At 66.4% G+C, this 23,325-nt stretch carries 15 protein-coding genes and 1 pseudogene; 10 read left to right on the top strand and 6 right to left on the bottom strand.

All coding sequences use genetic code 11. The annotated features are described in order from the left end of the window. Positions 1-42: 42 nt before the first annotated feature. The 3 genes from ABE434_RS10380 to ABE434_RS10370 form a co-directional block, all read right to left on the bottom strand. Positions 43-294 (bottom strand): WGR domain-containing protein, encoded by a 252-nt coding sequence (locus ABE434_RS10380; protein ID WP_346478769.1) that lies wholly within the window; start codon positions 292-294, stop codon positions 43-45. Between the two features lie 71 nt (positions 295-365). After that, positions 366-1,475, bottom strand: a complete 1,110-nt coding sequence (aroB, locus tag ABE434_RS10375) for a 3-dehydroquinate synthase (protein WP_346478768.1) — start codon at positions 1,473-1,475, stop codon at positions 366-368. Further along, positions 1,472-2,014, bottom strand: coding sequence for a shikimate kinase (locus ABE434_RS10370; protein WP_176990581.1), 543 nt, complete (start codon positions 2,012-2,014; stop codon positions 1,472-1,474). Before ABE434_RS10370 ends, aroB begins: the two co-directional genes overlap by 4 nt. Before the next feature lie 95 nt (positions 2,015-2,109). Between ABE434_RS10370 and ABE434_RS10365 the strand changes: the two genes are divergently transcribed. After that, positions 2,110-2,313 (top strand): dodecin family protein, encoded by a 204-nt coding sequence (locus ABE434_RS10365; protein WP_121038908.1) that lies wholly within the window; start codon positions 2,110-2,112, stop codon positions 2,311-2,313. Between the two features lie 26 nt (positions 2,314-2,339). On the opposite strand, the gene ABE434_RS10360 is transcribed toward ABE434_RS10365, so the two are convergent. Continuing rightward, positions 2,340-3,167: a kinase gene (locus ABE434_RS10360; RefSeq protein WP_346478767.1), complete on the bottom strand. Its 828-nt coding sequence runs from the start codon at positions 3,165-3,167 to the stop codon at positions 2,340-2,342. A gap of 41 nt (positions 3,168-3,208) precedes the next feature. Here ABE434_RS10360 and pdxH point away from each other — a divergent pair, with 41 nt between their 5' ends. Beyond that, the gene (gene pdxH / locus ABE434_RS10355; RefSeq protein ID WP_346478766.1) at positions 3,209-3,808 is read left to right on the top strand and encodes a pyridoxamine 5'-phosphate oxidase; all 600 of its coding nucleotides are present in this window, start codon (positions 3,209-3,211) and stop codon (positions 3,806-3,808) included. Here pdxH and prpR read toward each other — a convergent pair whose 3' ends face one another. Next, positions 3,809-5,431, bottom strand: a complete 1,623-nt coding sequence (gene prpR, locus ABE434_RS10350; RefSeq protein ID WP_346478765.1) for a propionate catabolism operon regulatory protein PrpR — start codon at positions 5,429-5,431, stop codon at positions 3,809-3,811. A 157-nt stretch (positions 5,432-5,588) separates the two neighbouring features. Between prpR and prpB the strand changes: the two genes are divergently transcribed. The 4 genes from prpB to prpF all read left to right on the top strand — a co-directional run bounded on the left by prpB (position 5,589) and on the right by prpF (position 11,663). After that, positions 5,589-6,479 (top strand): methylisocitrate lyase, encoded by an 891-nt coding sequence (gene prpB, locus ABE434_RS10345; protein ID WP_346478764.1) that lies wholly within the window; start codon positions 5,589-5,591, stop codon positions 6,477-6,479. Positions 6,480-6,506: 27 nt separating this feature from the next. Continuing rightward, positions 6,507-7,664, top strand: a complete 1,158-nt coding sequence (gene prpC, locus ABE434_RS10340; protein WP_123730477.1) for a 2-methylcitrate synthase — start codon at positions 6,507-6,509, stop codon at positions 7,662-7,664. A gap of 139 nt (positions 7,665-7,803) precedes the next feature. After that, complete coding sequence (gene acnD / locus ABE434_RS10335; protein ID WP_176990576.1) at positions 7,804-10,419, top strand: Fe/S-dependent 2-methylisocitrate dehydratase AcnD; 2,616 nt, start codon at positions 7,804-7,806, stop codon at positions 10,417-10,419. 56 nt (positions 10,420-10,475) lie between these two features. After that, positions 10,476-11,663: a 2-methylaconitate cis-trans isomerase PrpF gene (gene prpF, locus ABE434_RS10330; RefSeq protein ID WP_346478763.1), complete on the top strand. Its 1,188-nt coding sequence runs from the start codon at positions 10,476-10,478 to the stop codon at positions 11,661-11,663. An 808-nt stretch (positions 11,664-12,471) separates the two neighbouring features. On the opposite strand, the gene ABE434_RS10325 is transcribed toward prpF, so the two are convergent. Then, a complete protein-coding gene (locus ABE434_RS10325) occupies positions 12,472-13,806 on the bottom strand; it encodes an ATP-binding protein (RefSeq protein ID WP_179460348.1) in 1,335 nt (444 codons plus the stop codon). Between the two features lie 327 nt (positions 13,807-14,133). Between ABE434_RS10325 and ABE434_RS10320 the strand changes: the two are divergent. From ABE434_RS10320 to pbpC, 4 genes and pseudogenes are all read left to right on the top strand, one after another. Further along, a pseudogene (locus ABE434_RS10320) lies at positions 14,134-14,235 on the top strand (PrpF domain-containing protein); the annotation flags it as partial. Between the two features lie 20 nt (positions 14,236-14,255). Then, on the top strand, positions 14,256-15,713 hold the full coding sequence (locus tag ABE434_RS10315) for a bifunctional 2-methylcitrate dehydratase/aconitate hydratase (protein ID WP_346478762.1): 1,458 nt from the start codon (positions 14,256-14,258) through the stop codon (positions 15,711-15,713). A 131-nt stretch (positions 15,714-15,844) separates the two neighbouring features. Then, positions 15,845-20,764 carry an alpha-2-macroglobulin gene (locus tag ABE434_RS10310; protein WP_346478761.1) on the top strand — a complete coding sequence of 1,640 codons (4,920 nt, stop codon included), beginning with the start codon at positions 15,845-15,847 and terminating at the stop codon, positions 20,762-20,764. 53 nt (positions 20,765-20,817) lie between these two features. Then, positions 20,818-23,193 (top strand): penicillin-binding protein 1C, encoded by a 2,376-nt coding sequence (gene pbpC / locus ABE434_RS10305; RefSeq protein ID WP_346478760.1) that lies wholly within the window; start codon positions 20,818-20,820, stop codon positions 23,191-23,193. Positions 23,194-23,325: the final 132 nt, after the last annotated feature.

The following is a 23,325-nucleotide window of genomic DNA, read 5'->3' as shown; positions in this document are numbered from 1 at the left end:
CTGGTGGCGCAGGGCCGGAGGGGGTGGGGCGGCGGTGGCCGCTCAGGGCGGCGCATCGCCGCTGGTGTAGGTCACGTCGTAGCCGCGATGCAGGTGTGCGTCGCGCGCTTTCTCGAATGCAGCCAGCGCCAGGTCTTCCTGCAGGTACAGCTCGCGGCGCAGTTGCCCGCGCCCGCCGATCGGGCCGGACTCGTGCAGCAGCTCCCAGCCCCCGAACAGGTCCGGTTGCAGGGTGAGCTGGAGATAGCGGGCCGGATCGGCACCGCGGGCGTGTTGGTGCAGGAAGACGCGCATGCCCCGATTGTAGCCGTGAACGCCGGACGCGGCCGTCAGCGACGGCGCGGGTGCGGCGTAACGTCGCAGGCTCAGCCGGCGGCGAGCACGCGCAGGACGTCGGCCTCGTCGACGTCGGCGACGACCTCCGCGCGGCCGATGCCACGCCACAGCACCAGGCGGAGCCGGCCGGCGACGTTTTTCTTGTCCAGCCGCATCCGGGCCAGCAGCGCTTCGGGCTGCAGGCCGGTGGGAATGGCGACCGGCAGTTCGTAGCGTAGCAGCAGTTCGCGCAGCTGCGCGGTGTCGGCATCCCCGCTCATGCCCAGCTGCGCGGACAGCCGTGCGGCCAGCACCATGCCGACGGCGACGGCTTCACCGTGGTTGAGGTTGTCGTTGCCCGGTGCGCCGTAGCCCTGTTCGGTCTCGATGGCGTGGCCGAAGGTGTGGCCAAGGTTGAGCAGGGCGCGCTCGCCTTTTTCCAGCGGATCGCGCGCGACGATCTCGGCCTTGTGCTCGCAGCTGCGCGCGATCGCCTGGGCCAGCGCCGTGTCATCACCCGCCAGCAGCGCGCTGTGTTCGGCCTGCAGCCACCGGAAGAACAACGGGTCGCGGATCGCGCCGTACTTGATCACCTCGGCCAGGCCGGCACGCAGCTCGCGCGGCGGCAGGGTGCGCAGCGCGGCGGTATCGGCGATCACGGCACGCGGCGGGTGGAACGCACCGACCAGGTTCTTGCCTTCGGGAATGTCCACTGCGGTCTTGCCGCCGACCGAAGAGTCGACCATCGCCAGCAGCGAGGTCGGCAGCTGCACGCAGTCCACGCCGCGCATCCAGCAGGCGGCTGCGAAGCCGGCCAGGTCGCCGGCAACGCCGCCACCGAGGGCCATCACGCAGGCATCGCGGGTGGCGCCGAGGGCGGCCAGCGCGGTGATCGCGTCGCCGAAGTGGGCCAGCGTCTTGGAGGCTTCACCGGCGGGCAGCACCAGCTCACCGATCAGCAGATCCGGGCGCACGGCCAGCAGCGCCGACTTCACTCCGGCCAGATACAGCGGGGCGACCGACGAATCGCTGAGCAGCAGCACATGGCGGCCGCGCACGTGGCAGGCCAGCAGCTCGCCTTGGCCGAGCAGGCCCGGGCCGATGTGGATGGTGTAGGGGGTGTCGCCGCTGACGGCAACGGTACGCGGGGAGGCGGTCATTCGGGTGTTTCCTGTCGCTGCCACTGCGCGGCCAGGCGCAGCACCAGCTGCGCGGTGGCCTCGGCGGGCGTGTAGAGATCGGTATCCAGGGTGAGATCGGCCAGGCCTTGGTAGAGCGGGTCGCGGGCAGCAGCCATCTCGTGCAGGACCTGCTCGCGGTCCGGGCGCTGCAGCAGCGGGCGGCCGCGGTCGCGGGCCAGCCGCTCCAGCTGGGCCGGCACGCTGACCCGCAGGTAGACCACGAAACCGCGCCGCGCGATCGCCGCGCGGTTGTCCGGGTCCAGCACGGCGCCACCGCCGGTGGAGACCAGCTGGCCGTGCCCGTCCAGCAGCGCGTGCAGGACCTCGCGCTCGTGCTGGCGGAAGCCGGCCTCCCCGGAGTGCTCGAAGATCGCCGGGATGCTGGCGCCGGTGCTGTCCACGATGGCCTGGTCGGCATCCACGAAGTCCAGCGTGAAGCGCTCGGCCAGCCGGCGCCCGATGCAGGTTTTGCCGGCGCCCATCGGGCCAATCAGGATGAGGTTCGGAGCGGGATTCATTACCCTCGATCCTAACATCTCCGTGCCATCGCCTTTACGCGGCGGCCCCCATGGTGGGGCGGCGCGGAGTGTCCCGCGCGCCACTGGAGCGACCCATGTCCGTAGCCAAAATCATCGAGATCAACGCCTCCTCCAAGACCAGCGTCGAGGACGCGGTGCGCAGCGGCCTGAAGAAGGTGTCCGAGACGGTCAAGGGCATCCAGGGCGCCTGGATCAATGAAACCAAGGTCGTCACCGATGGCGAGGGCAACATCACCGAGTGGCGGGTGAATCTGCGGGTGACCTTCCTGGTCGGCTGAGTGCTGCGTTTCCGTCGATGCCGCGGTCAGCGCGGCGCGACGATCCGGCGCTGTTCGTCCAGGGCGATCACCGTATCGGCCAGCGCCGGCAACGTACGCAGCGCCTGCCGGCTGACCCGTTCGTAGTACTGCACGAAGCGCTCAAGCTGGGCGCGGCTCATGCTGCTGCGGTCGGGTTGGGCGGCCTGCAGGCTCTGCTCCTGCTGCCAGCGCCAGCGCGGGATCACCGAGAAGTCCGGCGGCTGCAGGAACCACAGCCGGTCGCAACGCTGCCACAGCGCGGGGTAGTCCTGCGCGAGCGCGTGATTGCACCAGCGGCGCCAGTGGCCGTCGGCATCGGCGTCGCGCTCGAGTGCGTTGAGGGGAGGATCCAGGTCGGCCTCGTCCTGTGCCGGCGTGCCCAGGAACCAGCCTTCGAACACCAGCAGGTCGAGCGGGCGGTCGATGCGCGGCCAGTCCTTCTCAGGCTGGCGCTCGTCGGCCAGTTTGTCGAAACGGGGCAGGGCGACCGGGCCGCCGGCCGCGACCGCGTCCAGGGTGGCATGGGCCAGGGCCAGATCGTGGGTGCCCGGCGGGCCGCGGGTCAGCAGCAGCGGGTGTACCTGCCGCGCCAGGCGCTGGCGCTGGGCGCGGGTCAGGTAGACATCATCGATGGAAAGCATCGCCGCGTGCAGGCCGCGCGATTCGGCCAGTGCCACTACCTGGGCGGCCAGCGTCGATTTGCCGCTCCCCTGCAGGCCGCTGATCGCCAATACTGGGATGGCCGCACCACAGCTCAGTGCGTCGTCCAGCGCCTGTGCCACCAGTGCATCCGGAAAACCTTTCGTCGGGGGCATGTACGCAGGTGCAGGCATGCAGCGACAATAAACCCAAACCGCGTGACAAGAAAACCGCCATGACCGATCTGTATGCCGAAGCGTTGTCCACCTTTGCCGGGCTGTTCGAAGAAGCCAAGGCAAGCCGCGAAGTCGAACCGAATGCGATGACGGTGGCCACGGCCGACCCGAACGGCCAGCCCTCCGCGAGGACCGTGTTGCTGAAGGCCTTCGACGAACGCGGCTTCGTCTTCTACACCCACCTGGACAGCCACAAGGGGCGTGAACTGCAGGCCAATCCACGGGCCGCGCTGCTGTTCCTGTGGCGCAGCCTGCGCGAAGCCGGCATCCAGGTGCGGATCGAAGGCGGGGTGGAGAAGGTCAGCGACGCCGAGGCCGATGCGTACTTCGCCTCGCGCCCGCGCATGAGTCAGATCGGTGCCTGGGCGTCACTGCAATCGAAGACGTTGGCCTCGCGCGAAGAATTCGACGCGCGCGTGGCGGCCACCGAGGCCAGCTTCGAGGGCCGCGACGTGCCGCGTCCGGAAGGCTGGAGCGGCCTGCGCGTGGTGCCGCAGCGGATCGAGTTCTGGTACGGCGCGCAGTTCCGCCTGCACGAGCGCTGGTGCTATGAGACCGGTGTTGACGGGCAGTGGAGCAAGCGGATGTTGTTCCCGTAATCAGGCCGGCGGAAGCTCGCGCAGCCACCGCCACAGCGTCGTCCGCGATACGCCCAGCTGCGCGCACGCCTGCTCGCGGTTGCCGCCGCAGTCGGCCAGCAGCCGCCGCAGCGCGGCCGCATCCGGCCGCGCCGCCGAGGCAGCGGTGAGGGCTGCCGGGGCGCCGGCGCCTGGAACCGCCAGTGGCTGCTGCGCCGCGTGCAGTTCCGGCAACCACTGCAGCATCTGCGGCAACGTCAGCTCGCCCGGCTGTTGCTGCCAGTGGATGCGCAGGCGATCGACCATGTTGCGCAGCTCACGCACGTTGCCCGGCCACGCGTAGTCGCGCAGCCGTGCCATCGCCTCGGCGGACAACGGTGCGTCCGTACCGGCGAGCTGCCGGAAGAAGTGGCTCACCAGCAAGGGGACATCCTCGCGCCGTTCGTGCAGCGTCGGCAGCGCGATGCGCAGCGCGGCCAGGCGGTAATACAGGTCGCGGCGGAAACGTTGCGTGTCCACCAGCGATTCCAGCGTCTGCAGCGTGGCCGCGACCACGCGTACGTCCACCGGCGTCGGCTCGGTGGCGCCCACGCGCAGCACTTCGCGCTCTTCCAGTACCCGCAGCAGCCGGGTCTGCAACGGCAGCGGCAGTTCGCCGATTTCATCCAGGAACAGGGTGCCGCCCTCGGCGGCTTCGACCAGACCGACACGACCGCCGCGCCGCGCGCCGGTGAACGCGCCTTCGTTGTAGCCGAACAGCTCGGCCTCCAGCAGCGATTCGCTGATCGCCCCGCAGTTCAGCGCGACGAAGCGGCCGCGTCGTCCGCTGGCGGCGTGCAGTTGCCGCGCCACCAGTTCCTTGCCGGTACCGGTGGCGCCGGTCACCAGCACGGTGCTGTCGTAAGGCGCATACAACGCGATGTTCCCGCGCACCTGCTGCATCGGCGCGCTGTCCCCGAGCAGGGCGTGATCGGCGTCGCGTGGCCTGGCCGGTGTGCGCCGCCGCGGTGACGGCGCACCGGAGCGCGCCAGGGTCTGGGTCAGCTCCAGTGCGTGTTCGAACGCCTGTCGCACCGAATCGGCCGAGTACAGCAGGACGCCGGGCAGCCCGACCTGTTCGGCATGGTCGATCGCCATGCCGGTGCCGACGATCACCTCGATGCCGTTGGCGCGCAGGTCGGCGATGCAGTCGCGCGCATCTTCGCGGGTGACGAAGCGGCGGTGCTCGATATCCAGCCCGAAGCTGTGCTGGAAGCTGCCGAACGTCGGCACGTCGGTGGCGTGCGTGACCAGACCGATCCGCGGGGCGATCCGGCGCGCGCGCGCCAGCGCTTCCATCAGGTCGAAGCCATTGGCCTGGATCGGGACCAGCGGCACCTCCAGCCGGCTGCGCAGGTAGGCCGCGTTCGAGCCGCCGGCAATCACCACATCGCAGTGTTCGCGGCGCAGGCGCTGGCCGATGACATCCACTGCCTCCTCGAAACCGAGGTTGATCGGCACGATGCGGGCGCGGCGGTCGAACTCGGGGATCACGTCCCCCAGCAGGCCGGTCAGGCGCGACACGCTGACAGTCCAGATCACCGGCAGTTGGCCGGCATCGGGATCGGACAGGCGGGCGCGGTGGCGGGGCAGGCTGATCGACATGGTCGTGTTTCAATGTTTCAGTTGCAGCCATGTTACAGATGTTTCAATGTTTCAAGGTGAAACGTCGCAGTCACCTCGCTGCCTCAATGAAATCAGACACTTGCCACCTGGCACGGCCCTTGCGCTTATCAACCGGTCAATCACGATGGAATGCCGCATGAGCACCCCCGTTTCTTCCGCTGGCGCGCGTTTCCGCGCCGCACTGGCCGCCGAATCGCCGTTGCAGGTGATCGGCGCGATCAACGCCAACCACGCGCTGCTGGCCAAGCGCGCCGGCTACCGGGCGATCTACCTCTCCGGCGGCGGCGTCGCGGCCGGCTCGCTGGGCCTGCCGGACCTGGGCATCAACACCCTGGAAGACGTGCTGATCGACGTGCGCCGCATCACCGATGTGTGCGACCTGCCGCTGATGGTGGATATCGACACCGGTTTCGGCCCGAGCGCGTTCAACATCGCGCGGACGGTGAAGTCGCTGATCAAGGCCGGCGCGGCTGCCTGCCATATCGAAGACCAGGTCGGCGCCAAGCGCTGCGGTCACCGCCCGGGCAAGGAGATCGTGTCGCAGGGGGAGATGGTGGACCGGGTCAAGGCCGCTGCCGATGCGAAGACCGATCCGGACTTCTTCCTGATCGCGCGCACCGATGCCATCCAGGTCGATGGCGTGGAGGCCGCGATCGAACGCGCCATCGCCTGCGTCGAGGCCGGTGCCGATGGCATCTTCGCCGAGGCCGCCTACGATCTGGAGACCTATCGCCGCTTCGTCGATGCGGTGAAGGTGCCGGTGCTGGCCAACATCACCGAGTTCGGCGCCACGCCGCTGTTCAGCCGCGATGAGCTGGCCTCGGCCGGCGTCGCCATCCAGCTGTTCCCGCTGTCCGCGTTCCGCGCTGCCAACAAGGCGGCCGAGAACGTGTATGAGACCATCCGCCGCGAGGGCCACCAGCGTAATGTGCTGGAGGCGATGCAGACCCGCGAGGAACTCTACGACCGTATCGGTTACCACGCCTTCGAGCAGCAGCTCGATGCGTTGTTCGCCGCCAAGAAGTAAGACCGCACACTGTTTTCTGGAGGGATCATGAGCGACACCACTACCGCCCCCGGCTTCAAGCCGAAGAAATCCGTCGCCCTGTCGGGCACCGCCGCCGGCAACACCGCGCTGTGCACCGTCGGCCGCAGCGGCAACGACCTGCATTACCGCGGGTATGACATCGCCGATCTGGCCAACACCAGCGAGTTCGAGGAAATCGCGCATCTGCTGGTCCATGGCAAGCTGCCGACCCGCGCCGAGCTGGTCGCCTACAAGACCAAGCTGAAGTCGCTGCGTGGCATCCCGGCCGCGGTCAAGGCCGCGCTGGAAGAACTGCCGCCGTCCGCGCACCCGATGGACGTGATGCGCACCGGCGTGTCCGTGCTCGGCTGCGTGTCGCCGGAGAAGGACGACCACAACCATCCGGGCGCGCGCGACATCGCCGACAAGCTGATGGCCTGCCTGGGTTCGATGCTGCTGTACTGGTACCACTGGAGCCACAACGGTCGTGCGATCGACGTGGAAACCGACGACGACTCCATCGGTGGCCATTTCCTGCACCTGCTGCACGGCGAGAAGCCGCAGGATTCGTGGGTCAAGGCGATGCACACCTCGCTGATCCTGTACGCCGAGCACGAGTTCAACGCCTCGACCTTCGCCTGCCGCGTCATCGCCGGCACCGGCAGTGACATGTACAGCGCGATCACCGGTGGCATCGGTGCGCTGCGCGGTCCCAAGCACGGCGGCGCCAATGAAGTGGCCTTCGAAGTGCAGAAGCGCTACGACAGCCCTGACGATGCCGAGGCTGACATCAAGGCCCGCGTCGAGCGCAAGGAGGTCGTGATCGGTTTCGGCCACCCGGTCTACACCGTCAGCGATCCGCGCAACAACATCATCAAGGAGGTGGCGCGCGACCTGTCCGCCGAGCAGCAGAACGTCAAGATGTACGACATCGCCGAGCGCCTGGAATCGGTGATGTGGGACATCAAGAAGATGTTCCCGAACCTGGACTGGTTCAGCGCGGTCAGCTACCACATGATGGGCGTGCCGACGGCGATGTTCACCCCGTTGTTCGTGATTGCCCGCACCTCCGGTTGGAGCGCGCACATCATCGAGCAGCGCATCGACGGCAAGATCATCCGCCCGAGCGCGAACTACACCGGCCCGGAAGACCAGGCCTTCGTGCCGATCGACCAGCGCAAGTAAGACAGACGTACCGCACCCGTTCGCGGGTGCTTTGCGGAACAGGCCGGCGCGATGCCGGTCTGCTCCGTTGCGGCGTCGCTACTCCTTCTTCGCCGGTGTCACGACGCCCCGGCCCGCCAACAAGCAGCTATCGCCAGCCATGAATACTCAGTACCGCAAGAACCTCCCCGGCACCGCGCTGGACTATTTCGATACCCGTGCCGCCGTCGACGCGTTGCAGCCCGGTGCCTATGCCACGCTGCCGTATACCTCGCGCGTGCTGGCCGAAAACCTGGTGCGCCGCTGCGACCCGGCCACGCTGGAGCCCTCGCTGCGCCAGCTGATCGAACGCCGCCAGGACCTGGATTTCCCGTGGTTCCCGGCCCGCGTGGTCTGCCATGACATTCTCGGCCAGACCGCCCTGGTCGATCTGGCCGGCCTGCGCGATGCCATCGCCGATGCAGGCGGTGATCCGGCGCAGATCAATCCGGTGGTCCCGACCCAGCTGATCGTCGATCACTCGCTGGCGGTGGAATTCCCGGGCTTCGACAAGGCTGCGTTCGAGAAGAACCGCGCCGTCGAAGACCGCCGCAATGAAGACCGGTTCCACTTCATCAACTGGACCAAGAAGGCGTTCAAGAACGTCGACGTGATTCCGCCGGGCAACGGGATCATGCACCAGATCAATCTGGAGAAGATGTCGCCGGTCGTGCAGGTGCGCGATGGCGTGGCCTTCCCGGATACCTGCGTAGGCACCGACAGCCACACCCCGCACGTGGACGCGCTGGGCGTGATCGCGATCGGCGTCGGCGGCTTGGAGGCGGAGAGCGTGATGCTCGGCCGTGCCTCCTGGATGCGGCTGCCCGACATCATCGGCGTGGAGCTGACCGGCCGCCCGCAGCCCGGCATCACCTGCACCGACGTGGTGCTGGCGCTGACCGAATTCCTGCGCAAGGAGCGCGTGGTCGGTGCGTGGATCGAGTTCTACGGGGAGGGCGCCAACGCGCTGACCATCGGTGACCGCGCCACGATATCCAACATGACGCCGGAATTCGGTGCCACCGCGGCGATGTTCTACATCGACCAGCAGACCCTGGACTACCTGCGCCTGACCGGCCGCGAAGATGCCCAGGTCGCGCTGGTGGAAACCTACGCCAAGGCCACCGGCCTGTGGGCCGACGATCTGGTCACCGCGCAGTACGAGCGCGTGCTGCAGTTCGACCTGTCCACCGTGGTGCGCAACATGGCCGGCCCGTCCAACCCGCACAAGCGCGTGGCGACCACCGACCTGGCCGCCCGCGGCATCGCCGATGAAGGCAAGCTGGCCTCGGGCAAACTGGAACAGGCCGAGGGCCTGATGCCCGATGGCGCGGTGATCATTGCCGCGATCACCAGCTGCACCAACACCAGCAACCCGCGCAACGTGATCTCCGCGGCGTTGCTGGCGCGCAACGCCAACCGTGCCGGCCTGACCCGCAAGCCGTGGGTGAAGAGCTCGCTGGCGCCGGGGTCCAAGGCCGTGCAGCTGTATCTGGAAGAAGCCGGCCTGCTGACCGAGCTGGAACAGATGGGCTTTGGCATCGTCGCCTTCGCGTGCACCACCTGCAACGGCATGAGTGGCGCGCTGGACCCGAAAATCCAGCAGGAAGTGATCGACCGCGACCTGTATGCCACCGCCGTGCTCTCGGGCAACCGCAACTTCGATGGCCGCATCCACCCGTACGCGAAGCAGGCCTTCCTGGCCTCGCCGCCGCTGGTGGTGGCGTATGCGATCGCCGGTACGGTGCGCTTCGATATCGAGAAGGACGCGCTCGGCCATGACGCCGACGGCAACCCGATCACGCTGAAGGACCTGTGGCCCAGCGATGCCGAGATCGACGCGGTGGTCAAGGCCAGCGTCAAGCCGGAACAGTTCCGCAAGGTCTACGACCCGATGTTCACCTTCAAGGTGGAACACGGCGCCCCGATCAGCCCGCTGTACGACTGGCGCCCGCAGAGCACCTATATCCGCCGCCCGCCGTACTGGGAAGGCGCGTTGGCCGGTGCGCGCAGCCTGACCGGCATGCGACCGCTGGCGGTACTCGGCGACAACATCACCACCGACCACCTGTCGCCGTCCAACGCGATCATGGCCAGCAGCGCGGCCGGTGAATACCTGGCGAAGATGGGCCTGCCCGAGGAAGACTTCAATTCCTACGCGACCCACCGCGGCGATCACCTCACCGCGCAGCGTGCCACCTTCGCCAACCCGAAGCTGATCAATGAAATGGCCGTGATCGACGGCCAGGTCACGCAGGGCTCGCTGGCGCGCGTGGAGCCGGAAGGCCAGGTCACCCGCATGTGGGAGGCCATCGAAACCTACATGTCGCGCAAGCAGCCGCTGATCATCATCGCCGGTGCCGACTACGGCCAGGGCAGCTCGCGCGACTGGGCCGCCAAGGGCGTGCGCCTGGCCGGCGTGGAGGCGATCGCCGCCGAAGGCTTCGAGCGCATCCACCGTACCAACCTGATCGGCATGGGCGTGCTGCCGCTGGAGTTCAAGGAAGGCGTCAACCGCAGGACGCTGGGCATCGACGGCACTGAAACCTTCGATGTGCTCGGCGACCGCGTGCCGCGCGCCGAGCTGACCCTGGTCGTCCACCGCCGCAACGGTGAACAGCTGCGGGTGCCGGTCACCTGCCGGCTGGATACCGCCGAAGAAGTCTCGATCTACGAGGCCGGTGGCGTGCTGCAGCGGTTCGCCCAGGACTTCCTGGAATCGGCGCAGGTCGCCTGATTCCACCCGCATCACGACGGCCCGGCAACGGGCCGTCCTTCCCTCAGGACTTCGATATGGCGTTTCTCCCCCAGCTCCGCATTCCCGCCACCTACATGCGCGGTGGCACCAGCAAGGGTGTGTTCTTCAAGCTGACCGATCTGCCTGCCGCGGCGCAGGTGCCTGGCCCGGCGCGCGATGCGCTGCTGATGCGCGTGATCGGCTCGCCCGACCCATACGCGAAGCACACCGATGGCATGGGCGGCGCGACCTCCAGCACCAGCAAGTGCGTGATCCTCTCCGCACCGTCGGTGCCGGAGCATGACGTGGATTATCTGTACGGCCAGATTTCGATCGAGACCGCGTTCGTGGACTGGAGCGGCAACTGCGGCAATCTCAGCACGGCGGTGGGCCCGTTCGCGATCAGCAATGGCCTGATCGATCCGGCGCGGATCCCGCACAACGGCGTCTGCACCGTGCGCATCTGGCAGGCCAACATCGGCAAGACCATCCTGGCGCACGTGCCGATCGTGGACGGACAGGTGCAGGAAGACGGCGATTTCGAGCTGGATGGCGTGACCTTCCCGGCCGCGGAGATCCAGCTGGAGTTCCTGGATCCCTCCGATGACGGCGAGGGCGGGGCGATGTTCCCGACCGGCAACCTGGTCGACACGCTCGACGTGCCCGGCGTGGGCAGCTTCCAGGTCACGATGATCACCGCCGGCATTCCGACCATCTTCCTCAATGCCGCGGACTTGGGTTACACCGGCACCGAACTGCAGCCGGCGATCAATGAGGACAAGGCCGCTTTGGCGCGTTTCGAAGCGATCCGCGCGCACGGCGCGGTGCGAATGGGCCTGATCGAGACGATCGAACAGGCGGCGACCCGCCAGCACACGCCCAAGGTCGCCTTCGTCGCGCCGGCGCAGGACTACGTGTCGTCCAGCGGCAGGCAGATCGCCGCCGGCGAGATCGACCTGCATGCGCGCGCGCTGTCCATGGGCAAGCTGCACCACGCGATGATGGGTACGGCCGCGGTCGCCATCGGCACTGCCGCCGCGATTCCGGGCACGCTGGTGAATCTCGCCGCCGGCGGTGGTGAGCGTGAATCGGTGAGCTTCGGTCATCCCTCCGGCACCTTGCGCGTGGGTGCACAGGCGATGCACGTTGACGGTCAGTGGACGGTCACCAAGGCCATCATGAGCCGCAGCGCCCGCGTATTGATGGACGGTGCGGTAAGGGTGCCAAGAAGCGCGGTGCTGTAGCTCAGGGACCGCTTTGTTCCGGCCGGTCCCCCTCTCACACCACCGTCTTTGAGGCTGATGATTCCCTTCTCTCGCTGAGGTGCTCATGCTTGTGGCAGCTTCCTGCGGATACGGCCGCGCGTTGCAATCGCTCTTGCGAGGACGTCTCCCACATCGCGCGCTCGGTGTTGATTGAGCTCGGAAATCGCGTAGACCAATTTTGACAACAGTCCTCCGCGAGTCTGCATCCTCTCAAACAGTGCGCGCCTTTCTATTTCGCCGACTTCATTGAGTTTGAGCCACTTTATGGTTCTGCCGCCCTCGCGCGTCTTGCTGCGAAATATCCATCCGCGGCCCAAATCGATGTGATTGGAGTAGTTATGCACATATGGATTAACCCATCTGAAGTCCTTGGCCTCGGTGGGGTACGGAGTGCCCGGAGGTAGTTGAGTGTTGATGACAGGGCAGTGGTGGCTATTAATCCCAAGTGATGGAATCCTTGAGCGCCTATTCCATCTCTTGAAGTATCCGGCCTTCTTGATGTTGCAGGTTCCGCAAGACAGTGCAAGATTTCTAATTTCAAATCTGTAGTCGGGGAACGAACTCTTATCAATAAAGTGTTCGATGTGTGTGGCGTAATTATCATATAGCACGCGCCTGCAGTAGCAGCATCGTCCAACTTGAGCTACCCTGAGTGCGCGACTGAGCGATGTTTTGAATGCCAGCGCAGCCTTGGTTTGGGATGACCAGTCGACTGTAAGTAGATCTGCGGGGGCGATTCCCGGAGGTAGCGTTGGCTCAGGGTGGATGTACTCAAATCCAATGTGCATTACTGTTCAGCCTCGATCATTAATGCGTCAATCACCTGAATTAATGGGTCTTCTTGGGTGAGTGAATCTCTAACCGCACGAAGTTCGGGTAGTAGTGTCTTGAACTCTTCGCTATCCAGCTTGTCATCCTCAAACAAAGATACAGCTGACTGTACGATGTTAACGACGGTGCGATTCCTGCTGGATCCTACCCCAAATTGAGCTAATAGCAGCTCGTCCGACGAAGCGCCGTACGACGCAGTCTCTATGCTGAATCCGTCACGAGAAAGATCTACGATGGTGCTTCCATCCTTGGCAGATCCGACGATTAGAGGCGAGTGAGTGCTAACGATGATCTGTCCGTTCGTCATTGCTGTATCGCAAATATCGAACAATGAGCTCATTAGGGATCGTTGCCATTGTGGGTGGAGGCTATTCTCGGGCTCGTCAATGAGAAGTACTGAGTATTCCTCAAGCGCAAAGCCTATGGAAAGTAGGGTTGAGTACATTTGGAACTCGCCAGAGCTCAGTTCAAACGCCGATAGCTTATAGCTGTCGGCCTTCTGAACATTTACTTCATTTATGGTTAAAAGGTCTGTGAGGAACCCAAGTCGGATGACGTTGGGGTCGATGGCTTCTGACTCGCTCCCGGTAGGTGTAAGTCTCACTCTAAGATTGCCAAATCTCTTTTCGCGCAATAAATGGTCGAGATCTCTGAACTCATCATAGGTGAACTCGTCAAGAAGCCAATTGGCAGTGAGTTCGGAAACTAAGGGGCGAGGATGAGGCTTCGTCGTCGTCACCCCTTGAGATGCAGATTGCACTCGTTTGAGGGTGTCTATGTTCTCATCTTTGTTTTTCGGTCTTCGAATTGAGATGTCCGCGCCAGCTCGTATGCCCGCAAACTCATGCGCCTGAGAAAAGAAGTTCCACTGGAATCGATGTGCCCTAGCTGGATCCAAGGCGAACAGAAGCATTTGTTCGATGGGTGCCTTTTTGCTTAGAAGATTGGACATAACCCTCTGTCCAATATATGTGTATCGGGGCGTGTCGTAGGTAGTAATTCTTCCGCCTGGTCCCTGTTTTTGAGGGAAACGGTCGGCGGCAGAGCCTGATACGCACAACACCTGTGGGTTGCTCTGTGGGATATGGTCGTTGTTTTCAGTGTTCGGTGATGGGTTGACGAGATGCTCAGCGATGGCCCTTAGTGCCGAGCTTTTGTGTGAGCCGTTCTGGCCGGTGATGACTGTAGTCGAGTACTTTTGCCTTAGTGTAGTTTGATCCGATTGGGTAAGCGGGATGGTTCGGGTGGAGTTGTCCCAAGTCTTAAGTCTGATTGAGTCAATGATGCTCATGGGTGCCTGTATATCTCGGGGTTGCGCTACGGGTAGTGGCGTTTCTCTGTCAATTCTTCTCAGTATGGATCGGTAGTCGGCCTTGCCGTTCTCGGTGCGTGCCCTGTCAGGTGGGGGGTGGCAGAATATACTGTCGGCTGGTCGCGGGTGAAGCTGATCAGTTCATTCCGATATTTCGCTACTGGTGATTTTTAATGAAGCTCTCTGTCACTGCTGAGGGATGTGGAGGATTTCCCTCGGGGCCCGATTAGGCGCGCTGGTGGTTGGCAGAGTTTGGTGAAGTCTGATGGTCAGCTAGATCTCGTTCAATTGCAGATAGCCGGAATTGGGGTCGTTGACGGTCAGTGGACGGTCACCAAGGCCATCATGAGCCGCAGCGCCCGCGTATTGATGGACGGTGCGGTACGGGTGCCTGCCACTACCTTGTAATACCCAACAGGAGAATCGCGATGTCCGGTCACGACAGCCACAGCAGCCAGCGCCCGCCATGGGACACGGTCCTGACCGACATCGTCGATTACGTCCGCGACTACCAGGTCAGCTCGCCGCAGGCGTACACCACCGCGCGGCACTGCCTGATCGATACGCTGGGCTGCGGGCTGGCGGCGCTCTCGTTCCCGGCCTGCAGCAAGCTGCTCGGGCCGCTGGTGCCCGGCATGCGGGTGATCAATGGCGCGCGCGTGCCCGGCACCCGCTTCGAGCTCGATCCGGTGCAGGGCGCCTTCAACATCGGCGCGATGATCCGCTGGCTGGATTTCAACGACACCTGGTTGGCGGCGGAGTGGGGCCATCCCTCCGACAACCTCGGCGGCATCCTCGCCACCGCCGACTGGCTCAGCCGCAATGCCGAGGCGCTGCGCCGGGCGCCGCTGACCATGCGCGATGTGCTGGTCGCGATGGTCAAGGCGCATGAGATCCAGGGTTGCCTGGCGCTGGAGAATGCGTTCAACCGGGTCGGGCTGGACCACGTGGTGCTGGTCAAGGTCGCCTCCACCGCAGTGGTCTCGCACATGCTGGGCCTGGATCGCGAGCGCATGCTCAATGCGCTGTCGCTGGCCTGGGTCGATGGGCAGTCGCTGCGCACCTACCGGCACGCGCCCAACACCGGCTCGCGCAAGAGCTGGGCGGCCGGTGATGCCACCAGCCGTGCAGTGCGCCTGTCGCTGATGGCCGCGGCCGGGGAGATGGGCTATCCCAGTGCGCTGACCGCGCCGACCTGGGGCTTCTACGATGTGTCCTTCGGCGGGCAGCCATTCCGCTTCCAGCGGCCTTACGGCAGTTACGTGATGGAGAACGTACTGTTCAAGATCAGCTATCCGGCCGAGTTCCATGGCCAGACCGCGGTCGAGGCGGCGATGCAGTTGCACGCGCAGATGCGCGCCAGCGGCAAACGCAGCGAAGACATCGCGCAGATCACCCTGCGCACCCAGCAGGCCTGCCTGCGCATCATCGACAAGCCCGGCCCGCTGCATAACCCGGCCGACCGCGACCACTGCGTGCAGTACATGGTGGCGATCGGCCTGATCTTCGGCCGCCTGGTCGCCGAGGACTACGAGGACGACGTGGCGGCCGATCCGCGCATCGATGCGCTGCGGGCGAAGATCACCTGCGTGGAAGATCCACGGTTCACCGCGGATTACATGGACCCGGACAAGCGCAGCATCGCCAACGCGCTGCAGGTGACCTTCACCGATGGCAGCACGATGGACGCGGTGGTCGAGTACCCGCTGGGCCATGCCCGCCGCCGCGCCGAGGGGATCCCGCTGCTGGAGGACAAGTTCCGCCGGCACCTGGCCGGGGTGTTCCCGACCGTGCAGCAGCGCCGGATCCTGGAGGCGTCGCTGGACCCGGTGGCGCTGGAGGCGATGCCGGTGCACGAGTATGTGGACCTCTACGTGGCCGGGTAGACGCCGACCGTTGGTCGGCTGCCCTTCGCCGTGGCCCCGCCCGCCGCCCATGACGCCCGGATCGCCCGGGGTCGCCCGCGAACGAGCGGGGACGGCCCGTATACTGGCGGCCTTGTTCAAGGAGTGACGTCATGGCTAGCCGCAGTCGGTTCGGGCAGTGGAGCTGGAAGGGAATCGCGGGCCTGGCGCTGGTCGCCGGCCTGGCCATCGGCGTCGGGGGCTGCAAGCGCAACGACAGCGGCCAGCTGCCGGCACCGTCCGGCGCGCCGATCACGGCCAAGGCCGAGGCGGTCACCGAGTTCACTCTGGTCCGGGCCTACCCCGATCAGAAGAGCGACGGCCTGTCGCTGGCGCTGGAGTTTTCGCGCCCGCTGGTCGGCACCCAGGACTTCGACACGCTGGTCCGTTTCGCCGAGAAGGTCGGGACCGAGGACAGCAGCTGGTCGCTGTCCGATGACGGCAAGACCCTGCGCTACCCGTTCGTGGAGGCGGCCAAGGAATACTCGCTGATCGTCTCGCCCGACCTGCTTGCCGCCGATGGCAGCCGGATCGGCAAGGAGCTGCGCCAGAAAGTCTTCACCGGTGAGCTCAAGCCGGTGGCCGGGTTCGCCTCGCAGGGCAGCGTGCTGCCGGCCAAGGACAGCCGCGGCCTGCCGGTGGTGTCGGTCAACGTGCCGGAAGTGGACGTGGAGTTCCTGCGCGTGCGCGAGAAGGAACTGCCGAACTTCTTCAGCCAGTACCAGCGTGGCGGCCGCCGCGGCAGCTGGGAGCTGGACAGCGATTACGGCGACAAGACGCCGATGTCGCAGCTGGCCGAGCCGGTCTACGTGAACCGCTTCGTGATCGGCGGCAAGCAGAACGAGCGCGTGCTCACCTACCTGCCGACGCAGGACATCAAGGAGCTGCAGCAGCCCGGCCTGTATTTCGCGGTGATGAAGCGCAGCGGTTCGTTCGAAGGTGAGTACGACACCGCCTTCTTCACCGTCAGCGACATCGGCCTGCATACGCGCGCCTACAAGGACAAGCTGTTCGTGCACACGGCCTCGCTGCAGAGCGGGGCGTCGCTGAAGAAGATCGAGCTGCGCATCCTGGATGGCAAGGGCGAGGTGGTGCTCAAGGGCGCGACCGACGGCAACGGCAATGCGCTGCTCAATTACACGCTGGATGCCAGCCATGTGCTGATCGCCAGCAGTGGCGGCGATACCTCGATGCTGCCGTTCAACCAGCCCGCGCTGGACCTGAGCGAGTTCGCCGTGGCCGGGCGCGACAATGCCTGGTTCGACGTGTTCACCTGGTCGGGCCGCGACCTGTACCGTCCCGGCGAGACCGTGCGCATTTCCGCGCTGCTGCGCGACAACGACGGCAAGCCGGTGAAGCCACAGCCCGTCTTCCTGCGCCTGAAGCAGCCGGACGGCAAGACCTTCCGCGAGACCCGCCTGACCCCGGGCGAGCAGGGCTACTTCAGCTTCGAGCAGCTGATTCCGGCCGAGGCGCCGACCGGGCGCTGGCAGGTGGAGTTCCGCACCAATCCGGCCAGCAAGGAAGCGATCCAGGGCATGACCCTGCGCATCGAGGAGTTCCTGCCCGAGCGCATGAAGCTGGACCTGGACAGCGCACAGAAGACGCTCAAGCCGGGCGAGCCGCTCAAGCTGCAGGCCGATGCCGCGTATCTGTACGGCGCGCCGGCCGACGGCAACCGCTTTACCGCACGCCTGGTCGTGGCGGCCGAGCAGTCGCCGGTGGAGTCGCTGCCGGGCTATTTCTTCGGCGATCCGACCACCGCGCTGCCGCGCGAGGCGCGCGACGTCATCGATACCGAATTCCCGGCCGACGGCAAGCTGCGCCAGGACGTGGAACTGCCGGCCGAGGTCAAGCCGACCGCGCCGATCGCCGTGGTGCTGTCCGGCAGCGTGTATGAAACCGGTGGCCGCACCGTGACCCGCACCCTGAAGCGGGTGATGTGGCCGGCCGCGGCCCTGGTCGGCGTGCGCCCGCTGTTCGATCCCAAGGATGGCGCGGATGCCAACAGCAACGCGCGCTTCGAACTGATGCGCGTGGACGCGGCGGGCAAGCCGCAGCCGGCCAAGGGCCTGAAGGTCACGCTGGTGCGCGAGCTGCGCGATTACCACTGGACCTTCAACGACAACCGCTGGGATTACGATTTCACCCGCCGCTTCGAGAACAAGGACACCCGCACCGTCGATGCCGGCAGCGCGGCGGTCGGTGTTGATTTCCCGGTAGAGTGGGGTGAGTACCGGCTGGACGTGTTCGACCCGGCCACCGGGCTGACCAGCCGCTATCCGTTCAACGCCGGCTGGAGCTGGAACGACGACAACCGCGGCCTGGATGCGCGCCCGGACAAGGTCAAGCTGGCGCTGGACAAGACCGGCTACAAGGCCGGCGATACCGTGCGCGTCACCGTGACCCCGCCGCATGCCGGCAAGGGCGTGCTGATGGTCGAGAGCGACAAGATGCTCTACGTCCAGGACATCGACGCCAAGCCGGGCAGCACCTACGACATTCCGGTCACGGCCGAGTGGGAACGCCACGACGTCTACATCACCGCGCTGGTGTTCCGTGGTGGCAGTGCGCCGAGCAAGATCACCCCGGCCCGTGCGGTCGGCGTGGTGCATGTGCCGATGGACCGCAAGGCCCGCCAGATCGCGGTCGGCCTGGTGGCACCGAAGCAGATGCGCCCGGAGCAGACGCTGCCGGTCACCGTCAGTGCCCCGCAGCTGGCTGGCAAGGTCGCGCATGTGACGGTCTCGGCAGTGGATGTGGGCATCCTCAACATTACCCGCTTCCCGGTCCCCGATGCCGCCGCGCACTTCTTCGCGCAGCGCCGCCTGGGCGTGGATGCGTATGACATCTACAGCCGCGTGATCGAAAGCTTCGATGGCAGCAGCGGCAAGCTGAAGTTCGGTGGCGACATGGCCCTGGCCGCGATGCCCCAGGCCAAGCGTCCGACCGCGCGCGTGCAGACGGTGGATCTGTTCTCCGGCCCGGTGAAGCTCGATGCCAAGGGCATCGCGCGGATCGCGCTGAAGGTGCCGGATTTCAACGGCACCCTGCGCGTCTCGGCGCTGGTGTACGCCGATGACCAGTACGGCAAGCGCGATGTGGAGACCGTGGTGCGCGCGCCGATCCTGGCCGAAGCCAGCATGCCGCGCGTGATGGCGCCCGGGGATACCAGCACGGTCACCCTGGACGTGCAGAACTTCACCGGCACGCCGGGCGAGTTCAAGGTGCAGGTGGATGGCATCGGGCCGCTGACCCTGGGCGACTCCAGTCGCACGCTCAAGCTCAACGCCGACGCCAAGAGCACGCTGAGCTTCCCGCTGACTGCGCGCGAGGGTTACACGGTAGCCAAGGTCCGCGTACGCGTGGACGGCAACGGTTTCAAGGTCGATCGCCGCTATGACCTGCCGGTGCGCGCGGCGTGGCCGCAGGTGCTGCGCGCACAGACCCGCACGCTGGATCCGCTGGCCGCGGTCACGATGGAAGCCGGGCTGGCCGATGGCCTGATGAACGACTCGGTGACCGCACGCATGCTGGTCAGCGCACTGCCGCCGATTCCGTTCGCCAGTGCTTTGAACGGCGCGCTCAACTATCCGTATGGCTGCGCCGAGCAGACCACCAGCAAGGGCTATGCCGCGCTGATGCTGGATGAAGCGACCTCGGCCATGCTGGGTGCGGACGGGCTGGATGCCAAGACCCGCCGCGAGCGCATGGAAGGTGCGTTCGGCCGCCTGGCCTCGATGCAGGTAGCCAACGGCAACTTCTCGATGTGGGGCGACGACGGCTACATCAATCCGTGGCTGACGCCGTACATCGCCGAGTTCCTGCTCGACGCCAAGGACGCCGGCTTCGCGGTACCGGACAACGTGCTGCAGAAGGTGCTGAACCGCCTGAGCGAAGACCTGCTGTCCGGCGGCAACCAGTTCTATGGCGAGGACCGCCGCGAGAACCTGAAGTTCGCCAACCAGGCCTATTCGGGCTACGTGCTGGCCCGGGTCAACCGCGCGCCGCTGGGTACCCTGCGTGCGCTGTATGACAACGAGCGCAGCAAGTCGCTGACTGGCCTGTCGCTGGTGCACCTGGGCATCGCGCTGTCCCTGCAGGGCGACCACAAGCGCGGTGATGCAGCCATTGCCGCCGGCTTTGCCAAGAGCGCGGACGACCGTCCGGCCTACTTCGGCGATTACGGCAGCGCGGTGCGCGATGACGCGTTGATGATCGCGCTGCTGCACGAACGCAAGCTGTCCAAGCCGGCCTACGATGCACGCGCGGTCGATCTCGGCCGCGCGCTGGACGCCCGCCGCAACAGCGGCTGGATGTGGTTGAGCACCCAGGAACAGGTGGCGCTGGCGCGCATGGGCAAGGCGCTGTCGGCCAACCAGAAGAAGCTGGTGTCCGGCGAGCTGGTGGTCGGTGGCGAGAGCGAGAGCATCTCGGCGCGCCGCATGTTCGGCCGCAGCTTCGACTACGCCGCGCTGGCCAAGGGCGTGCGCTTCACCCCGCAGGGGGAGCCGCCGATGTTCGCCAGCCTGGAAGTGGCCGGCATTCCGCGCAACCCGCCGGAACCGGACAGCCGCACGCTCGGCGTGGAGCGCAGCTGGTACACCACCGACGGCAAGCCGTGGACGCCGCGTCCGCTGAAGGAAGGCGAGGCCCTGATCGTGCGGGTCAGCGTCACCCCGAACGTGGACATGCCCGATGCACTGCTGACCGATCTGCTGCCGGCGGGGTTGGAGATCGAGAACTTCAACCTGGGCGATGCCAAGCAGTGGGCCGATGTCGTTGTCGACGGGTTGAGCGTCAACGATCGTGGCGATGCGGCCAACATCAAGCACGAAGAGTTCCGCGACGACCGCTATGTGGCCGCGCTGAAACTCTCGCGTGGCAGCACCGCCAAGGTGTTCTACCTGGTGCGTGCGGTCACGCCAGGCACGTATCGCGTGCCGCCGCCGCTGGTGGAGGACATGTACCGTCCCGACCTGCGCGGCGTGGGGCGCAGTCTCCCGGCCTCGCTGACCGTGGTGCAGCCCTGATCGCAGGGCGGGCCGTCGCGATGACGGCCCGCCTGCCTCGCTGCTGAATGGACATGACGTCTCTTTTTTCCAAGCGGTCGTGGGCCTCCGTACGACGCAACGTGCTGCCCTGCCTGCGTTGGGGCACGGCGGCGGTGCTCGCGCTGCTGCTGGTGATGGATCTTGCGTTCCCGCCACCGCTGCCCAGGCAGCGCGACACCAGCACCCTGGTCGTCGCGCGCGATGGCACGCCACTGCGCGCCTTCGCCGATGCCGACGGGGTGTGGCGCTACCCGGCCTCCGCCGACAGCGTCTCGCCGCTGTACCTGCAGGCGCTGCTGAACTACGAAGACCGCTGGTTCTGGCGGCATCCGGGCATCAATCCGTGGGGCCTGCTGCGCGCCGGCACGCAATGGCTGTTCGAACAGCGGATCGTCTCCGGCGGCTCGACCCTGACCATGCAGGTCGCCCGCATCCTCGATCCGCATACGCGCACGCCATGGGGCAAGACCAAGCAGCTGCTGCGCGCGGTGCAGCTGGAGTTGCACCTGAGCAAGGCGCAGATCCTGGCGCTGTATCTGGAACGCGCGCCCTACGGCGGCACCATTGAAGGCGTGGAGGCGGCGAGCTGGGCCTATCTGGGCAAGCCGGCCTCGCAGCTGTCGCATGCCGAGGCGGCGTTGCTGGCGGTATTGCCGCAGTCGCCGAGCCGGCTGCGTCCGGACCGGCACCCGGAAGCGGCGCAACGTGCGCGCGACAAGGTGCTGGAACGGATGGTGTCGCTCGGCGTGTGGTCACGCGAGGAGGTCGATGATGCGCGCATCGAGCCGGTGGTCACGCGTGCCCTGCAGCCCCCGCTGCATGCAGCGTTGCTGGCCCAGCGCCTGCGCTCGGCGCAGCCCCGGGTGGCGCGGATCGAGAGCACGCTGGATATCGGCCTGCAGCGCACGCTGGAAGAGCGTGTGTCGTCGTACTTCTCGCAGTTGCCCGAGCGCACCTCGGCCGCGCTGCTGGTGGTGGACAACCGCACGCTGGAGGCGCGTGCCTATGTCGGCTCGGTCGCCTTCGGCGACAAGCAACGGCTCGGCCATGTGGACATGGTGCAGGCCTGGCGCTCGCCGGGCTCCACGCTGAAACCGTTCCTGTACGGCATGGCACTGGATGATGGCCTGATCCATTCGGAAAGCCTGATGGTGGATGCGCCACAGAGTTTCGGCGGTTACCGGCCGGGCAACTTCGATGCGGCCTTCAACGGGCCCGTCAGTGTGGCCACGGCGCTGCGGTTGTCGCTGAACGTGCCGGCCGTGGACCTGCTGGACCGGGTCGGCTCGGCGCGCTTCGCGGCACGCCTCTCGCATGCGGGCATCAACCTGCGCTTTCCGCACGGCAGTGCACCGAACCTGTCGCTGATACTGGGCGGTACCGGCGCGCGGCTGGAGGACCTGGTCGGTACCTTTGCCGCGTTCAATCGCAACGGCATCGCCGGGCGGGTGCGTTACACCGCCGAGGATGCGGTGATCGAGCGTCGCCTGATGTCACCGGGCGCGGCCTGGATCACCCGCGAGATGCTCGAATCCAATCCCCGCCCGGGGTATGGCGCGGGCACCTTCGACGTCACCGGCCGCCCGCGCGTGGCCTGGAAGACCGGCACCAGCTACGGCTACCGCGATGCCTGGGCGATCGGCACGACGCGGCATTACACGGTGGGCGTCTGGGTCGGGCGTCCGGATGGCACGCCGCTGCCTGGGCAGTACGGCGCGGTGACCGCGTTGCCGCTGATGTTCGAGGTGATCGACAGTCTGCCGCGCCAGGCCGGCGATGCCAGTGCGGCGCCGATGCCGGCGAGCGTGGCGCAGGCCGATATCTGCTGGCCGACCGGTGGTCTGGCGGAGCAGACAGCGCCCGCGCTGTGCCAGCGGCGGATGCCGGCGTTCGTGCTGGACGGCGCGGTACCGCCGACCTTCGCCGAGCGCGATGCGCGGCTGTGGCAGCCGGGCCTGCAGCGCTTCCAGGTGGATGCGCGCACGGGGCTGCGGCTGTCGCCGGAGTGCAGCCGGCCGCATGAGGCGGAGTCGCGTGAGATCGCACGCTGGCCGGCGTTGTTGTCGCCGTGGCTGCCGCAGGCGCAGCGCCAGGCCTCGCAACTGCCGGTGCTGTCGCCGGATTGCAGCGCGGACGGCCGCGACAGTGGCGGCACCCTGCACATCGAGGGGCTGAACGACCGCGCGACCCTCGCACGCGCGCCGAATGCCGAACACGGCGTGCGCCTGCAACTGCGTGCGCTGGGCAATGAGACCACGGTGGACTGGCTGCTGGATGACCGCTGGATCGCCCGCACCGAAGGCGCGCGGCTGTTCCAGCGCGATTTCGATGAGGTGGGCGAGCACACGCTGACCGCATTGGCCGCGGATGGTGCGTGGACGCAGGTCCGGTTCCGGATCCTGCGCTGACGTCGCGCTAAGCAGACGCTGGTAGTACCGGCCGCTGGCCGGCATCACACCATGAGCGGTAGTGCCGGCCGTTGGCCGGCAGGACACCATCAACGGTAGTGCCGGCCGCTGGCCGGCAGGACACCTTGGAGC

The sequence above is a fragment of the Stenotrophomonas sp. TWI1183 genome, from assembly GCF_039673115.1.
In the GTDB taxonomy this organism is placed as follows: domain Bacteria; phylum Pseudomonadota; class Gammaproteobacteria; order Xanthomonadales; family Xanthomonadaceae; genus Stenotrophomonas; species Stenotrophomonas maltophilia_AA.
This window is presented reverse-complemented; position numbering and strand designations above follow the sequence as displayed.

Coding starts and splice junctions, on each gene's coding strand:
- acnD (WP_176990576.1), top strand. CDS start 7,804: ATGAATACTCAGTACCGCAAGAACCTCCCCGGCACCGCGCTGGACTAT.
- ABE434_RS10380 (WP_346478769.1), bottom strand. CDS start 294: ATGCGCGTCTTCCTGCACCAACACGCCCGCGGTGCCGATCCGGCCCGC.
- prpC (WP_123730477.1), top strand. CDS start 6,507: ATGAGCGACACCACTACCGCCCCCGGCTTCAAGCCGAAGAAATCCGTC.
- pdxH (WP_346478766.1), top strand. CDS start 3,209: ATGACCGATCTGTATGCCGAAGCGTTGTCCACCTTTGCCGGGCTGTTC.
- ABE434_RS10315 (WP_346478762.1), top strand. CDS start 14,256: ATGTCCGGTCACGACAGCCACAGCAGCCAGCGCCCGCCATGGGACACG.
- ABE434_RS10365 (WP_121038908.1), top strand. CDS start 2,110: ATGTCCGTAGCCAAAATCATCGAGATCAACGCCTCCTCCAAGACCAGC.
- ABE434_RS10325 (WP_179460348.1), bottom strand. CDS start 13,806: ATGAGCATCATTGACTCAATCAGACTTAAGACTTGGGACAACTCCACC.
- ABE434_RS10370 (WP_176990581.1), bottom strand. CDS start 2,014: ATGAATCCCGCTCCGAACCTCATCCTGATTGGCCCGATGGGCGCCGGC.
- prpR (WP_346478765.1), bottom strand. CDS start 5,431: ATGTCGATCAGCCTGCCCCGCCACCGCGCCCGCCTGTCCGATCCCGAT.
- aroB (WP_346478768.1), bottom strand. CDS start 1,475: ATGACCGCCTCCCCGCGTACCGTTGCCGTCAGCGGCGACACCCCCTAC.
- prpB (WP_346478764.1), top strand. CDS start 5,589: ATGAGCACCCCCGTTTCTTCCGCTGGCGCGCGTTTCCGCGCCGCACTG.
- ABE434_RS10360 (WP_346478767.1), bottom strand. CDS start 3,167: ATGCCTGCACCTGCGTACATGCCCCCGACGAAAGGTTTTCCGGATGCA.
- prpF (WP_346478763.1), top strand. CDS start 10,476: ATGGCGTTTCTCCCCCAGCTCCGCATTCCCGCCACCTACATGCGCGGT.
- pbpC (WP_346478760.1), top strand. CDS start 20,818: ATGACGTCTCTTTTTTCCAAGCGGTCGTGGGCCTCCGTACGACGCAAC.
- ABE434_RS10310 (WP_346478761.1), top strand. CDS start 15,845: ATGGCTAGCCGCAGTCGGTTCGGGCAGTGGAGCTGGAAGGGAATCGCG.